The following is a 14076-nucleotide window of genomic DNA, read 5'->3' as shown; positions in this document are numbered from 1 at the left end:
TATGGGTAGGGTTCGGCACGTGACCGCAGGGCAGTACGACATCGACTCACAGGTGGACGAGGCGCGGCCTCGTGGCGGCCGCCTGCCGCGGCGCGAACGGCGTGCCCAGTTGCTCGACTCGGCCCTCGAGGTCTTCGTCGCGCAGGGCTACCACGCCGCCGCGATGGACGACATCGCCGACCGCGCCGGGGTCTCCAAGCCGGTGCTCTACCAGCACTTCCCCGGCAAGCTCGACCTCTACCTCGCGCTGCTCGACGCCTCGTGCGACACCATCATCGCCAACACCCGGGCCGCCCTCGAGGCCACCCAGGACAACAAGCTGCGGGTCGAGGCCACCATCGCGGTGTTCTACGACTACGTCGCCAGCGACACCGGCGCCTTCAAGCTCGTCTTCGAGTCCGACCTGACCAACGAGCCCGCGGTCCGCGAGCACGTCGAGCGGGTCACGTCCGAGACGGCCGCGCTGGTCGCGGGGGTCATCCACGAGGACACGGGCCTCCCCGACGAGGCCGCCAGGCTGCTGGCGGTCTCACTCGTGGGAATGGCCCAGGTCAGCGCGCGGTTCTGGCTCACCGAGGCCGGCGGCATCAGCCGAGGTGACGCAGCCGCCCTGGTGGCAGGCTTGGCGTGGCGAGGCATCGCCGGCTACCCGCTGTCCGACGAGCCCGTCCAGCAGCCCTGACGTTCAACAACACAGAAGGAGCACCTCCGTGGAGGTCAAGATCGGCATCCAGCACGCCCCGCGCGAGCTGGTGGTGGACACCGGCGAGACGGCCGAGGCCGTCGAGAAGATGGTGGCCGACGCGGTCGGCTCCGAAGGCGTGCTGGCGCTCACCGACAACAAGGGCCGCAAGGTCATCGTGCCTGCCTCTCGCATCGCCTACGTCGAGATCGGCGGCGCCCTCGCCGGCCAGGTCGGCTTCCGGAGCTAAGGCCTCCTGCCATGGTCGGCACGATCCTGTGGGCGCTGATCGGCGGCACGATCATCGGCCTGCTCGGCAAGGCCTTCGCTCCCGGCAAGCGCGACGTCGCGCTGTGGCTGACGATCCTGTGCGGGATCGGTGGCGTCTTCCTCGGCAACTGGCTCTACGTCGACGTGTTCGACTTCCAGGAGAACACCGCCCGGCTCGACTGGTGGCGCCACATCTGGCAGGTGGCGGTCGCCGCGGTGCTGGTGGTCGTGGTGACCTCGGGCGCAGCCCGGCGCGGCAAGAAGGCCTGAACCGGCTATGACGCCTCGGCGCCGGCCACGGCCAGCAGGGCAGGCGCCGCGAACGACACGGTGCCGTCATCGCGCGTGAACGGCTCCAGGGCGGACGCCGCCGCGCGCTGCAGCCGGTCGTAGGCATCCGCGTCCACCAGCTCGCGCAGCGTCCAGCCCAGGATGTCGGTGCGCACCCACGCCTCGACAGAGGGGAACGAGGCGGTCCCGGGCAGCCTGCGGATGCTCAGCTCCGGGAAGCCGCTCCCCAGCGCTGAGCGGAGCTGACCCTCGGTCCCGAGCGAGAACGGTGCCTTCAGGGCGTCGGCGGCCTCCGAGCCGACGACCTCCTCGAGCAGACCCGCCATCCGCGCGTATCCGGGGCTCTCGTCGATGGCCGCCCAGGTCGCGACCGCGAGCACCCCGTCAGGCCGCAGCACCCGGGCCATCTCCCGGGCCGCGGCCCCGGCGTCCTCGAAGAACATCAGAGCGAACTGCGAGACGACTCGGTCGAAGGACGCGTCCGGGAAGGGCAGCGCCTCGGCTCGGCCCGCCCGGACTCTCACCCCGCCCCCGACGTTCGTGGCGACCGCCAGCATCCCCGGGTTGGGGTCGATTCCCCAGGCCTGGCCCGACTCGCCCACCCGCGCGGCCACCGCCCTGGTCAGGACTCCGGTCCCGCAGCCGACGTCGAGGACCCGATGTCCGAGCCGAGTCTGCGAACGGTCGAGCACCTCCCCGGTCCACTGGGCGAACAACGCCGGCACGAAGAACTCCTCGTAGACCTCGGCGGCCGCGTCGGTGACCTGTCCCGTCCTTGCCTCGTGCATGAGGCCAGGCTGGATCCGGCGTCGGGTCCTCACCAGTCCTGTTTTCGCACTCGACAATGCCGCGCCGCGGGCCGACGCTGGACGCGTGCGCAGCTATGGCCAGTACTGTCCGCTCGCCAGAGCCTGCGAGCTGGTGACGGAGCGCTGGACGTTGCTCGTGGTGCGCAACCTGATGCTGGGGGCCGAGACGTTCACCGCCATCTCGCGCGGCGTCCCACACATGTCCCGGTCGATGCTGGTCCGCCGGCTACAGGAGCTGGAGCACGCCGGTCTGGTCGAGCGGAAGCCCAAGCGCGGTGGCGGCTCGACGTACCACCTGACCGAGGCAGGCCGCGACCTGAACGACGCGATCGACGCCCTGTCACGCTGGGGCGAACGGTGGGTCGAGGTGGGTCCCGAGATGACCGACCCCGGGTTCGCCCTGTGGGCGTGGTCGTTGGTGCAGGTCGACCCCGGCAGCCTTCCCGAGGAACGCACGGTCGTCGCGTTCAGGTTCCCGGACCAGCCGGCCGGCAACCGGTACTTCTGGCTCCTCGCCGAGGCCGGTCGCGCTGCGCTGTGCTACTCCGACCCCGGTGGTGAGACTGCCGCCCTGGTAGTTGCCGAGTCGGGTGCCTTCGTCGACTGGTACCGCGGTGCTCTGTCGTGGTCCTCGGCGCTGCGCAGCGGCCGGATCAGCGTGTCGGGCCGGCCGGACGTGGTCCGAACGCTGCCCTTCTGGAACCGCCTCCCGGCCACGCCGAGCTCTTGAGCCTGGATCCAGGCTCAGGCGCTGAGCCCGAGCTCCGTCATCCGCGCGGCGTGCCGTTCGGTGAGGCGGGAGAACATCCGGCCGACGGCGGCCAGGTCGAGACCGGGCCGGTCGACCCCGCCGGCGAGCAGGGCCGTCAGTGCGTCCCGCTCGGCCGCCACCCGCTGAGCCTGGGTGAGCGCCTCTCCCATCAGCCGCCGTCCCCACAGGGCCAGCCGGCCACCAAGCCGGGCGTCCGCGGCAATCGCGGCCCGCACCCGCTCCACGACGAAGGCCGAGGACGCGGAGTCGTCGACGGAGGCGATGATCAGGTCCCGGGTGTCCGGGTCGAGGTAGGCCGCGATCTCGCGGTAGAAGTCGTCGGCCAGACCGTCACCGACGAAGGCCTTGATGAGGCTCTCGTACCAGTCCGACGGCGCGGTGTGCTCGTGGAACAGGTCCAGCGCCTGCCGGAACGGCGCCATCGCCGCGAAGGGGTCCGCGCCCAACGCCCGGATCCGGTCGTGCAGCGGGCCGACGCGGCTGAACTGCAGGCTGGCCATCCCGGCGATCTCGACCTTGTCCTCCAGGGTCGGCGCGAGCTTGCCGTCCTCGGCGAGCCGCTCGAACGCCGAGATCTCGCCGTAGGCGATGGCGCCGAGGAGGTCCACGACCGCGTCCCGATAGAGCGCGTCCTCGAACACGACCGGCAGGCCCTCGACGTCGTCCTGAGCGTCAGATGCGGTCACGCGGCGACCCTACCGATAGACTGATCGGCGAGGTCGCGCGGTCGCACGACCCAGTATGTGCGCGGCAGACGTCGAGTCCGCCGCTTGCGAACTCCGTCTCCCACACCGGTCGACCACTCGGCCGGTGACATACGAAAAGGAACAAGATCCTGACCACCTTCCGTGAGCTCGGGGTACTCCCCGACATCTGCGACGCGCTCGAGCGCGCCGGTATCGTCACCCCATTCGCCATCCAGGAGATGACCCTCTCGGTCGCCCTGATGGGCACCGACCTGATCGGCCAGGCCCGCACGGGCACCGGCAAGACCCTGGCCTTCGGCATCCCCGTCCTCCAGCGCAGCGTCACGCCCAAGGACCCGGCGTACGCCGACATGCCGCAGGGCAAGCCGCAGGCGCTCATCGTCGCCCCGACCCGCGAGCTGGCCCTCCAAGTCTCCGGCGACCTGGCGCTGGCCAGCAAGGACCTCGGGCTGCGCGTCCTCACCGTCTACGGCGGCGTGGGCTACGACGGGCAGCTCGACGCGCTGGAGGAGGGCGTCGACATCGTCGTCGGCACCCCCGGCCGGCTCATCGACCTGGCCAACCGCCGCGCCCTCGACCTCTCGCACGTGCACGCGCTGGTGCTGGACGAGGCCGACGAGATGCTCGACCTGGGCTTCCTCCCCGACGTCGAGAAGCTCATCTCGATGACCCCGGAGACCCGCCAGACCATGCTGTTCTCGGCGACCATGCCGGCGGCGATCGTCGGACTGGCCCGCCACCACATGCGCCACCCGATGAACATCCGTGCGGAGTCGTCCTACGACACCACGATGGTGCCCGCGACGGCCCAGTTCATCTACCAGGCGCACGACCTCGACAAGCCCGAGATCATCGGCCTGGTCCTGCAGGCCGAGGACGCCGACAAGATCATCGTCTTCACCCGCACCAAGCGTCAGGCCCAGCGGGTGGCCGACGACCTGGCCGAGCGCGGGTTCGCGGCCAGTGCGCTGCACGGTGACATGGCGCAGGTCGCGCGCGAGAAGGCGCTGACCAAGTTCCGCGACGGCAAGCTCCGGGTGCTGGTCGCGACCGACGTCGCGGCCCGAGGCATCGACGTCCAGGGCGTCTCCCACGTCATCAACTACTCCTGCCCCGAGGACGACAAGGCCTACGTCCACCGGATCGGCCGCACCGGCCGGGCCGGCGCGTCGGGCATCGCGATCACCTTCGTCGACTGGGCGGACCTGCACCGGTGGAAGATGATCAACAAGGCGCTGGACCTGCCGTTCGAGGACCCGCAGGAGACCTACTCGACCTCCGAGCACCTCTTCCACGACCAGGGCATCGCGCCGGGCACCAAGGGCCGCCTGGTCGACGCACCGCCCGTGGAGCGCAAGCCGCGCGAGGACCGTGGCCCGCGCAGTGGCTCCCGCGACGGTGGCTCCCGCGACGGTGGGCGCGACGGCGGGCGCGATGGTGGCCAGCGCAACCGCAACCGCAGCCGGACCCGCACCCGCAGCGGCGAGCAGGTCAAGGCCGGGGCCGAGCAGCCCAAGGCCGAGGTGAGCGCCGAAGGCGGCACCTCGTCGGGCAACCGGAGCCGCAGCCGTCGTCGCCGCCGGAGCTCAGGTGGCGGCCAGGGCGACCAGGCCACCGCGACCGCGTAGGGCAGCGAAGAGACGTCCCCACTCACCGCTGACCCGGTCAGCGGCTAGACGACGACGACCTCGGTGCCGATCTCGGTGAACTCCCACAGGGCGATCGCGTCGTCGCGCTCCTGACGGATGCAGCCGTGCGAGAGCGGCGTGCCGAGCTGGTCGACGGTCTGCACGAGCTCACCGTCGTTGCCCACGGGGATGTCGTGGAAGCCGATGGCCGCACCGGTGTCGCCCTCGGCGAAGCGCACGAAGTACTTCATGCTCCCGGAACCGTCGAAGGCGTAGGCCTGCTCGGAGCGTGAGTAGACCTCGTAGGTGCCCGGCTCGAGGTTGTCGTAGACGCTGCCCGACACCGGGTAGGTCCGCTGGACACGGTCCTCGGCGTCGACCAACCAGACCCGCTGCCGACTCTCGCTGAAGACGACCCGGTAGCCCTCGCCCGAGTCGGCGGGCAGCGTCTCGTCGACCACGGCATCCACCTCGGCCGCGTCGGCCCGGTCGGCGGGATCGGCCCCGGTCGGCCCGCCGTCGGCGTCGGGCTGCTGTGTCCCGTCGGGCCGGGCCGGCTCGTCCGGCGTCTGCGCCCCGGCCTGACCTTGGCTGCCGTCGCCCTCGTTCTGGGCGGAGTCGAGGACCAGCACGGCACTCTCACCGATGGACGCGAGCGCCGAGCGTCCGGTCAGGTCGCGGGCGACCGTGCTGTCCCGGGCCTGGTCGCGGGCGGAGCCGGCCACCGACGGCAGCACCCCGATCCCGCCCAGCATCGCGACCAGGCAGACGGCAGCGGACACCGCGACCACGCCGATCCGGCCGTAGCGCGGCTGGCTCGCGACGTGCCGGTGCGGCGACGCCGGCGTACGGCGTCGTGCGGGCTCGGCCCGGTGGCGGCTCATCCTCGCGCGCGCGCTCGCTCGACCAGGTTGTCGGCTACCTCACGGTAGGCCCGGGCGCCCTTGCTGCTGCGGCTGGTGGCCAGGATCGACCGGCCCCGCGCCGGCGCCTCGGCGAACTTGATGGTCTTAGGGATCGGCGGCTCGATGACCTCGAGGTCATAGGTGTCCGAGATGGTCTCCAGGACCGTCCGCGAGTGGTTGGTGCGGCCGTCGTAGAGCGTCGGGAGGACCCCCCAGACCTCGAGGCCACGGTTGGTGAAGCGGCGTACGTCGTGCACGGTGTCGAGGAGCTGCCCGACACCACGGTGGGACAACGTCTCGCACTGGAGCGGGATCAGGACGCCCTCGGCCGCGGTCAGTGCCGCGACGGTGAGCACCCCCAGCGACGGCGGGCAGTCGAGCAGGATCCAGTCGTACGCCGCACCGGCATCGGTCAGGTCGGAGACCACACCGGCTAGGACGTGCTCCCGGCCGGTGCGGGTGAGGAGGTCCGCCTCGGCCCGGGCCAGCTCGATGGTCGCCGGCAGCAGGTCGACGCCGTCCTCGGTCGCCAGGATCGCCTCGCCCGGTGCGAGGCCCTTGGTCAGGACGTGGTGGACCGACAGCTCGAGGTCCTCCGGATCGACGCCCAAGGAGAACGTCAGGCACGCCTGCGGGTCCAGGTCGACGAGCAGCACCTTGTGGCCGAGCTCGGCCAGCGCCGCGCCGATCGAGGCCACCGTGGTCGTCTTGGCGACGCCACCCTTCTGGTTGGCGACCGCGAGGACCGTGGGTTGTGTGCTCATCGGGCCCCATTGTGCCGGACCCGCGAGTGGTTGACTGACCGCCATGCCCACCGCTCTCGTCACAGGCCCGACCGCGGGGATCGGCCGCAGCTTCGCCCGCCAGCTCGCCGAGGGCGGTCACGCCCTGGTGCTCGTGGCTCGCAACGAGGCGCGGCTCGCCGAGCTCGCCGACGAGCTCCGCTCCGCCCACGGGGTCGAGGTCGAGGTGCTGCCGGCCGACCTCAGCGAACGGGCCTCCCTGGCTCGGGTCGAGCAGCGCCTCGCCGATCGCGACCGGCCCGTCGACCTGCTGGTCAACAACGCCGGGTTCGGGCTCAAGGGCCGCTTCCTCGACAACGACATCGAGGTCGAGCAAGCGATGCTCGACGTTCTGGTCACCGCCGTGCTGCGCCTGAGCCACGCCGCGCTGGGCGCGATGGCCGAGCGCGGCAGTGGGGGCGTCATCAACGTCTCGAGCGTGGCCGCGTTCCTGCCGCGCGGCACCTACAGCGCCGCAAAGGCCTGGGCCAACAGCTTCAGCGAGTGGGCGGCCAACGAGTACCGCGACCGCGGGGTCACCGTCACCGCTCTCTGCCCGGGCTTCACCAAGACCGAGTTCCACGAGCGGATGGGCGTGAGCCGCGGCTCTGCCCCTGACTTCATGTGGCTGGACGCCGACGAGCTGGTCGCCACCGCGCTCAGGGACTTCGAGAAGGGCAAGACGTTCTCGATCCCGTCGGCGCAGTACAAAGCGATCACGACGGTGGCCCGAGTGGTCCCGAGCGGTCTGCTGCAGCGGTTCCAGGGTCTCGGAAGGAAGTAGCCCGAGCCCGCGCTCACCAGCTCGGCGCCGGGCCCCCGAACGGCAGCTCGACCAGCGGCGGGCCGAGGCCGGAGACGTCGCGCAGCAGCCAGTCGTCACGGAGCAGGAGAACCGCCGAGGCCGGGCGCAGGACCATCCAGAGCCAGCGCCCAGCGGCCTCGCCGGCGAGCACGGAGCGGTCCCACTCGCCCCGCGACTCGCTGGTGGAGACGGGCCACAGAGGAACGGACTGGCCGTCGACGCGCACCCGGACGGTAGGCGGCCCCTTGCCGATCTCGTGCCCCGGGTCGTCGTGCAGGGTGCCGGCGATCCTGGCGCCGAGGCCGGTCCCGGCCTCCTCGCTGACGACCAGTACGTCGACCGGACCGTCGAGCTCGCTGGTGCCCGACACGCAGGTCATGACCGCCCGGCCGCCGTCGCCGTGGTCGCCCACGGACGCGAAGTCGGTGACCCGCCACCCGGGGCTCAACGGCCACGGCAGGTAGGTCGGGAAGGTGGCGGTGGCGCCGAGGTGCTCCACGAAGTCGTCGTAGGACGCCTCGTCCGGCCGCCACAGAGGCTGGATCTCGCCGTGCTCGGGGCAGGACCAGCGTCCGTCGACGCCCGCCCGCGCGACCGGGGTCGGGCAGCGCGGGCACCCGGGATTCAGCGGCATGGGGCCAAGAGTCTCAGTAGATCCGGCCGCGGACCACCGAGGGGTCAGTTCTCAGCGAGCACCACGACCGCGTCCCCGGCCGAGATCGTGTAGGTCTCGGACTTCGGCGGGTTGACCACGACTCCGAACTTCATGCCCGGCTCGGCGAGCAGGGCCGACTTGAGGCCGATGGCCGTCTCGTTGCGACGCGCCGCTCCCGCCACCACGGTCGCCCAGCTGACTTCCTCGCCCGGCTGGACGTACCACTCGGCGGGCCGCAGGTAGATCTCACTGCCCTCTGATCCGAGCAGCTCCTTGAAGACCGCCTCGAGCCGGCCGTCCTCGGAGAGCTGGGTGACCAACAGGCTGACGATCTCGCCGCTGACCACCACGTCGTCGACATCGGCGACCGAGGCCAGCACCCGGTTGCGGTCGTCGAGCATCTCGCTGACCACCGGGGTCTCGGAACCGGACTTGCGCAGCGCGTCGCGCACGTGCAGGAGCGTCACCAGGGTGCGGGAGTCGGCGGCCTGCGTCTCGAGGTAGTCGTCGTAGCAGAGCACGATGATCTGGTCGAGGGTCGCGGACACGTGCTGGTCCAGGACGGCCCGGTTGGTCGTGGAGCCCTTGACCACCGTGACCGCGAGGTTGGCCATGGCCGGCACCTCCGGGTCGCCGAAGGCCGTCAGGACGGTCAGGGTCGAGCCGGGGGGCGCGTAGCGGTCCAGCTCACGGAGCACGATCGGGGCGCGCTGGTTCCAGCCGATCAGCAGCGCCTGGGTGGGGTGCTCGTCGTTGCCGAGCTGCTCACCGAGCCGGTTCAGCGCGGGCTCGGTCAGCGACCGCGACTGCTCGCCGAGCACCGAGTCGTCCTCGACCACGACGATGAGCGTCTGCTCGGACGTCAGGACCGTGTCCGAGGGGACGTTGAGCTTGGAGACCCCGTTGTCGATCACGCCGACGACGGAGGCCGACTCGAAGGCGAGCAGCGCCTCGGCGTACGTCGAGCCGTCCAACCCGTGGTCCTCGAAGAAGTAGAACTCGTCGCCCTCGTAGTCGAACAGCTCGGTGTAGACGGCCGCGGCGCCGGACTGCCGCGACGTCTGGACGACGAGCTTGGCGACCGTCTCGCGGATGTCCAGCAGGGTGGTCCGGTCCGCGCCGACGAGGCGGGCGGCCTCGAGGTTGGACGGGTCCTGGATCTCGGCCACGATCCGCACCGAGTCGTCCCCGCGGTCGCTCCCCTGGTGGTTGAGCGCCAGGAGCGTCTTGATGACCTCTGCGTCGGGGTCGTCGGAGTCCGGTGCGAGGAGGATCACCGAGCGGGCGGTGTCGTGGCTGCTGAGCCGCAGGTCGTCGAGGTCCATGGGTGAGCCCGAGCGGCAGACCACCCGGGTCCCCCGCAGGTCGGGCACCTTGACCTTGAGCTCCTCCTCCATGTCGACCTTGTCCCGGTCGGCGAGGATCACGATGACCGGGTCCTTGCGGCTCTCGTTGGCCTGGGTGAGCTCGGAGATGATCGTGAAGATCGACTCCGACCAGCCCAGGATCACCGTGTGGTCCTTCTCCAGGACGATCGAGCGACCGCGGCGGAGGTCGGCGAGCTTGGAGTCGATGCCGTTGGCCAGCACACCGATCAGCGCGCTGACGATGAAGAGCCCGCCCAGCGTCAGTCCCAGCATCGTCAGCAGGAACGGCCAGCTGCCGGCGTCACCGCCGATGGTGCCGGGGTCGAGCGCGTGCAGCAGGTTGTAGAACAGCTCCTCGAAGAAGTTGCGTTCCGTGCCGTCGTTGCCCATCCCGGTCACCGTGAGGATGAAGGCGAACAAGATGATGAGGAGCAGCGTCGACGCGGTCAGCCACGCCACCAGCGCCGGTGTTCCTGCGGACATCGAGTTGTCGAACATGTAGCGCAGCCGGTCACCGAGGCCCGACTTCTTCTCGGTCGCCGTCTTGAGGGAGGGTCGGCTGCTCTGCGCCATCGCCTTCGCCGTCCGGACCCTCAGCTGCTGTCCCGTGCGTGCCATGCCCGACTGCTCCCTCGCTCGCCTCGCCCGACCTGTCGCAGGACAGGGCCCGGTGAATGATCTCCCGGCGAGGCCGTGGTCGTCACTGGCACGTTCGGGCCATGCCCCCAGGCCCAGACACATCGGCGACCGTGAGCCGTCAGCCGGAGGCCCCGGACCTCGAGGGCGGGACGTTCTGATTCCTGCAGAACACGTTGTCGGGGTCGAACTCGTCCTTGAGCGCGACCAGCCGGCGATGCTTCTCCGCCCCGAACGTCTCGCGGACCCGGTCGTCGTCGACATCGCTGACGAAGTTCAGCCCGATCCCGGCAACGGTCCAAGGACGCAGAGCGTGAGCTGTGTCGCGGACCCAGGCGATGTGCACGTCGTCGTCGAGGGGCTCGGTCCAGACCCCGTAGCAGTGGTAGAACCACGGCGCCGAGCGTCCTTGGATCGGCGTGGCGTCCTCCGGCACCTCGGCGACCGCACCGCCCCACGCGCCCATGATCATCACACTCGCCGGGGAGGTCGCGACGGCGGCACGCGCGACCATCGTGTAGATCACCTCGTCAGGGACCTCACCGAAGAGCTCGGAGTGCCAGTAGTTGCGGCGGCCCGGCGGATTGGCCGCATCGGTCATCGCCTGGAGTCCTGAGTAGGGCATGGGGCCGAGGAGGTCGACGACCGGGTCGGGGGACTCACGCAGCGGCGCAAGCAACCGTTCTCCCTCCCCCGGCGACCCGAAGTAGGCGAGCGCCAGGCCCACGGCCGGGCGTTCCTGCAGCTCTGGCGGCACGAACGGCGCCGGTGGCGCAGTCATGAGGAGCGCCCCGCCGCCGAGCTCTCGCGGTGCGTCGTGCATGAAGTCACGGAAGAGCCGCAGGACCTCCCCCGCCCGCTCGCGCGGGTGGATGAGCATGCCTCCGTAGATGGTCGGGCCGACCGGGTGCAGCCGCAGCTCGAACTCGGTGACGATGCCGAAGTTGCCGCCGGCGCCGCGCAGTCCCCAGAACAGCTCCGGCTGCTCGGTCTCGCTGGCAGTGAGGATCCGGCCGTCCGCAGTGACGACCCGTGCCGACACGAGGTTGTCGCAGGCGAGCCCGTGTGCGCGCTCGAGCCAGCCGCTGCCGCTGCCCAGCACGAAGCCGGCCACGCCCGTGGTGGTCATCCGGCCGCCGGTGGTGGCGAGTCCGTGCTGCTGCGTGGCGGCGTCGAGCTCACCCCAGACGACGCCTGGACCGACCCGGACGAGTCGCGCGTCCGGGTCAACCTCGATCTGCTTCATCGGGCCGAGGTCGAGTAGCAGCCCGTCGTCGATCGCGGAGTAGCCGGCGACCGAGTGGCCGCCGCCGCGAACGGCCATCGGCAGCCCGACGGAGACTGCGAACAGCACGGCTGCCACGACGTCGCCGTCGCAGGTGGCCCGGGCGATGACCGCCGGACGTCGGTCGAACGCACCGTTGAAGACCGCGCGTGCCTCGTCATAGCGCGCACCGTCGTCGCGAGTCAGGATCTCGCCGGCGAAGCCGGCGCGGAGAGCGCTCAGGTCGAGGGCGGCGCTCCGGGAGATGGTGGTATCGGTCATGGCAGGAGATTGCGCCGCTCGCAGCGCGACGGCAGTGCCGTGCGTCACACATCGGCGCCGGTCGCCACGGCCTCCAGTGCGGCGAGATCCAGCACGTGGAGGTGCCCGTCGTGCTGGCTGACCACCCGGGCGGCGGTCAGTCTCGCCAAAGCTCGGTTGACGTTCTCGCGCGACGCCCCCACGTGGGCTGCCAGGTCCCCCTGTGACAGCCGCAGCCGAATCCGCGCACCAGCGCCATCCGGGTCGCCGTACTCCTGAGCGAGGAAGAGCAGCAGGCTCGCCACTCTCCGGCCGATGTCCTCGAAGGCCATGCCGCTGTAGGAATAGGCCGCCCGCACAGCCGCGATGCTCAGGCTCTCGAGCATCCGCTGCATCGCGGCTGGGTGGCGCGACAGGAAGGCCAGGAGCGGCGCCCGCCGGATCATCAAGCAGCGCGACGGCGTCATCGCGCTCAAAGCCAGCCAGCGCAGTCCGGCGGGGTGGAACAGGCCGACCTCACCGGTCACCGCACCCACGCCGTAGACGGCGAGGATCACCTCTCGTCCGTCCGGGCTGACACGGTGAGCCTTGAGCTGCCCCGCGGCGACCACGCACAGCACGTCGGCTCGGTCTCCTTCGAGCCAGACCGCCGCACCGCGCGCGTAGTGGCGTTCGAGGACGACCGGCGCCAGCTCCTCGAGGTCGGCCACCGCCAGGTCGCGGAAGATCGGCGTTTGGTGCAGGACACCGACGTGGTCCACGAAGTGAGGATAGAAGCGCGGGACTGAGGGTCCTACGGCTGCGCGGGCCAGTTCTTGTCGGGCTGGGGCACCGGGCGGCCGGGCTGCTCGCCGCCACGCTCCTCGAGATAGCTGTTCTTGGGCACCATCACCTTGCGGCGGAAGATGCAGACGACCTTGCCGTCCTGGTTGTAGCCGATCGTCTCGACGTGGACGACGCCGCGGTCGTCCTTGGACGTCGACTCCCACTTGTCGAGGACGGTCGTCTCGCCGTAGAGCGTGTCGCCGTGGAAGGTCGGCGCCACGTGCCGCAGCGACTCGATCTCCAGGTTGGCGATCGCCTTGCCGGAGATGTCGGGCACCGACATGCCGAGCAGGATCGAGTAGACGTAGTTGCCGACCACGACGTTCTGGCCGAACTGGGTCGTCTCCTCGGCGTAGTTGGCGTCGAGGTGGAGCGGATGGTGGTTCATGGTGAGCAGGCAGAACAGGTGGTCGTCGTACTCCGTCACCGTCTTGCCGGGCCAGTGCTTGTAGGTCGCGCCGACCTCGAACTCCTCATAGCTGCGTCCGAACTGCATGCGCCCATCCTCCCTGTCCGGGAGGCCCGGGTCAGCCGGCGGTCGCGTGGGCTATCTCACGAGCCTCCGCCACCGGCCGTGTCTCGACACGCCGGTCGCGACCTCGCGAGCTCGGTCGCGCGGCTTGCTCGACCACCATCAAGGCCGGTGAGTCGGAGCTGACCTCGTTCCTCGGTCAGCTGCCGCCTCCCCCGGCCTTGCGGCGGTGCATCTTCGGCGCCCCGCCGATCACCTCGGAGCCGTGGGCCTTCTCGGGGGTGGGCCCGTCCTGGTGGACGCCCTTCTCCTTGGTGTCCTTGCGGTCCAGCGCCTCGCGCATCTTGGCCTTGAGGTCCTCGTTGTCGCTCACCACCCCACCATCGCACCCGAGGCACCGCCAGTCGACCGGAAAACGCGGAGCCGGCGTCGTCCGCGTAGCGTCAGAGCGACATGAGCCGTCTCACCCTGGCCGCCACGGCCGCCGCCCTCTCCCTCTCCCTCGCCCTGGCCGCGTGCGGTGGTGACGGCAACGACGTCGCCTCCGACCCAGGCTCCGGCCCGGCGACCGGCGATCCGACCGCGGCCCCCACGGTAGGCACCTATCCGCCCTTCGAGCCCGAGGACTACACCTACACGCTGGTCCTCGCGTGCTTCTGCGTCGGCGGGGGCACACCCGTCGACGTCACCGTCCGCGACGGCGAGGTCGTCGACGCCGTCTACGACGGCGACGGCCGGGGCGCGGACGCCGGGACGCCGGCCGACGAGTTCCTGTGGCTCACGATCAACGACGTCATCGACGAGGCCAACAACACCGAGGCCGACTCGGTCCGGGTCGAGTGGCCGGCCGGCCAGGACTACCCGACCAGCGTCTACGTCGACGAGGACCGCGACACCGTCGACGAGGAGCGCGGCTACCAGGTCAGCGACGTCGTGGTGGGCTAG

At 70.8% G+C, this 14076-nt stretch carries 16 protein-coding genes and 1 pseudogene; 7 read left to right on the top strand and 10 right to left on the bottom strand.

The annotated features are described in order from the left end of the window. Positions 1–19: 19 nt before the first annotated feature. From ACYVC6_RS13735 to ACYVC6_RS13725, 3 genes are read left to right on the top strand one after another with little or no spacing between them, the layout of a single operon-like run. Complete coding sequence (locus tag ACYVC6_RS13735) at positions 20–682, top strand: TetR/AcrR family transcriptional regulator (RefSeq protein ID WP_460714938.1); 663 nt, start codon at positions 20–22, stop codon at positions 680–682. 28 nt (positions 683–710) lie between these two features. After that, positions 711–932 (top strand): DUF3107 domain-containing protein, encoded by a 222-nt coding sequence (locus tag ACYVC6_RS13730; RefSeq protein WP_460714937.1) that lies wholly within the window; start codon positions 711–713, stop codon positions 930–932. Between the two features lie 11 nt (positions 933–943). Next, positions 944–1222 (top strand): GlsB/YeaQ/YmgE family stress response membrane protein, encoded by a 279-nt coding sequence (locus ACYVC6_RS13725; protein ID WP_460714936.1) that lies wholly within the window; start codon positions 944–946, stop codon positions 1220–1222. A 5-nt stretch (positions 1223–1227) separates the two neighbouring features. Here ACYVC6_RS13725 and ACYVC6_RS13720 read toward each other — a convergent pair whose 3' ends face one another. Further along, the gene (locus ACYVC6_RS13720; RefSeq protein WP_460714935.1) at positions 1228–2031 is read right to left on the bottom strand and encodes a class I SAM-dependent methyltransferase; all 804 of its coding nucleotides are present in this window, start codon (positions 2029–2031) and stop codon (positions 1228–1230) included. A 133-nt stretch (positions 2032–2164) separates the two neighbouring features. On the opposite strand from ACYVC6_RS13720, the gene ACYVC6_RS13715 reads away from it, so the two are divergent. Continuing rightward, positions 2165–2782, top strand: a complete 618-nt coding sequence (locus ACYVC6_RS13715) for a winged helix-turn-helix transcriptional regulator (protein WP_460714934.1) — start codon at positions 2165–2167, stop codon at positions 2780–2782. Between the two features lie 14 nt (positions 2783–2796). Here the strand turns inward: ACYVC6_RS13715 and ACYVC6_RS13710 are convergent, their stop codons facing one another. After that, positions 2797–3510 carry a ferritin-like fold-containing protein gene (locus ACYVC6_RS13710; protein ID WP_460714933.1) on the bottom strand — a complete coding sequence of 238 codons (714 nt, stop codon included), beginning with the start codon at positions 3508–3510 and terminating at the stop codon, positions 2797–2799. 239 nt (positions 3511–3749) lie between these two features. Between ACYVC6_RS13710 and ACYVC6_RS13705 the strand changes: the two genes are divergently transcribed. Continuing rightward, positions 3750–5159 carry a DEAD/DEAH box helicase gene (locus ACYVC6_RS13705; protein ID WP_460714932.1) on the top strand — a complete coding sequence of 470 codons (1410 nt, stop codon included), beginning with the start codon at positions 3750–3752 and terminating at the stop codon, positions 5157–5159. Between the two features lie 44 nt (positions 5160–5203). On the opposite strand, the gene ACYVC6_RS13700 is transcribed toward ACYVC6_RS13705, so the two are convergent. Both ACYVC6_RS13700 and ACYVC6_RS13695 read right to left on the bottom strand, forming a co-directional pair. Further along, complete coding sequence (locus ACYVC6_RS13700) at positions 5204–6043, bottom strand: L,D-transpeptidase (protein ID WP_460714931.1); 840 nt, start codon at positions 6041–6043, stop codon at positions 5204–5206. After that, positions 6040–6828 carry a ParA family protein gene (locus ACYVC6_RS13695; RefSeq protein ID WP_460714930.1) on the bottom strand — a complete coding sequence of 263 codons (789 nt, stop codon included), beginning with the start codon at positions 6826–6828 and terminating at the stop codon, positions 6040–6042. Before ACYVC6_RS13695 ends, ACYVC6_RS13700 begins: the two co-directional genes overlap by 4 nt. A 43-nt stretch (positions 6829–6871) precedes the next feature. Between ACYVC6_RS13695 and ACYVC6_RS13690 the strand changes: the two genes are divergently transcribed. After that, positions 6872–7630, top strand: a complete 759-nt coding sequence (locus ACYVC6_RS13690) for an SDR family NAD(P)-dependent oxidoreductase (protein WP_460714929.1) — start codon at positions 6872–6874, stop codon at positions 7628–7630. Between the two features lie 13 nt (positions 7631–7643). On the opposite strand, the gene ACYVC6_RS13685 is transcribed toward ACYVC6_RS13690, so the two are convergent. From ACYVC6_RS13685 to ACYVC6_RS13660, 6 genes and pseudogenes are all read right to left on the bottom strand, one after another. After that, positions 7644–8285 carry a DUF6758 family protein gene (locus ACYVC6_RS13685; protein WP_460714928.1) on the bottom strand — a complete coding sequence of 214 codons (642 nt, stop codon included), beginning with the start codon at positions 8283–8285 and terminating at the stop codon, positions 7644–7646. 44 nt (positions 8286–8329) lie between these two features. After that, complete coding sequence (locus tag ACYVC6_RS13680) at positions 8330–10291, bottom strand: CASTOR/POLLUX-related putative ion channel (RefSeq protein WP_460714927.1); 1962 nt, start codon at positions 10289–10291, stop codon at positions 8330–8332. 139 nt (positions 10292–10430) lie between these two features. Next, a complete protein-coding gene (locus tag ACYVC6_RS13675) occupies positions 10431–11855 on the bottom strand; it encodes an FAD-binding oxidoreductase (protein WP_460714926.1) in 1425 nt (474 codons plus the stop codon). Between the two features lie 44 nt (positions 11856–11899). Further along, complete coding sequence (locus tag ACYVC6_RS13670; RefSeq protein ID WP_460714925.1) at positions 11900–12595, bottom strand: Crp/Fnr family transcriptional regulator; 696 nt, start codon at positions 12593–12595, stop codon at positions 11900–11902. 32 nt (positions 12596–12627) lie between these two features. Beyond that, a pseudogene (locus ACYVC6_RS13665) lies at positions 12628–13161 on the bottom strand (MaoC family dehydratase); the annotation flags it as partial. A 169-nt stretch (positions 13162–13330) separates the two neighbouring features. Next, positions 13331–13504: a DUF5302 domain-containing protein gene (locus tag ACYVC6_RS13660; RefSeq protein WP_460714924.1), complete on the bottom strand. Its 174-nt coding sequence runs from the start codon at positions 13502–13504 to the stop codon at positions 13331–13333. Positions 13505–13584: 80 nt separating this feature from the next. Between ACYVC6_RS13660 and ACYVC6_RS13655 the strand changes: the two genes are divergently transcribed. After that, positions 13585–14076, top strand: coding sequence for a DUF6174 domain-containing protein (locus tag ACYVC6_RS13655; protein ID WP_460714923.1), 492 nt, complete (start codon positions 13585–13587; stop codon positions 14074–14076).

This window comes from Nocardioides dilutus, assembly GCF_054779555.1.
Note: the sequence above shows the minus strand (reverse complement) of the source record. Positions and strands in the feature narration are given on the sequence as shown.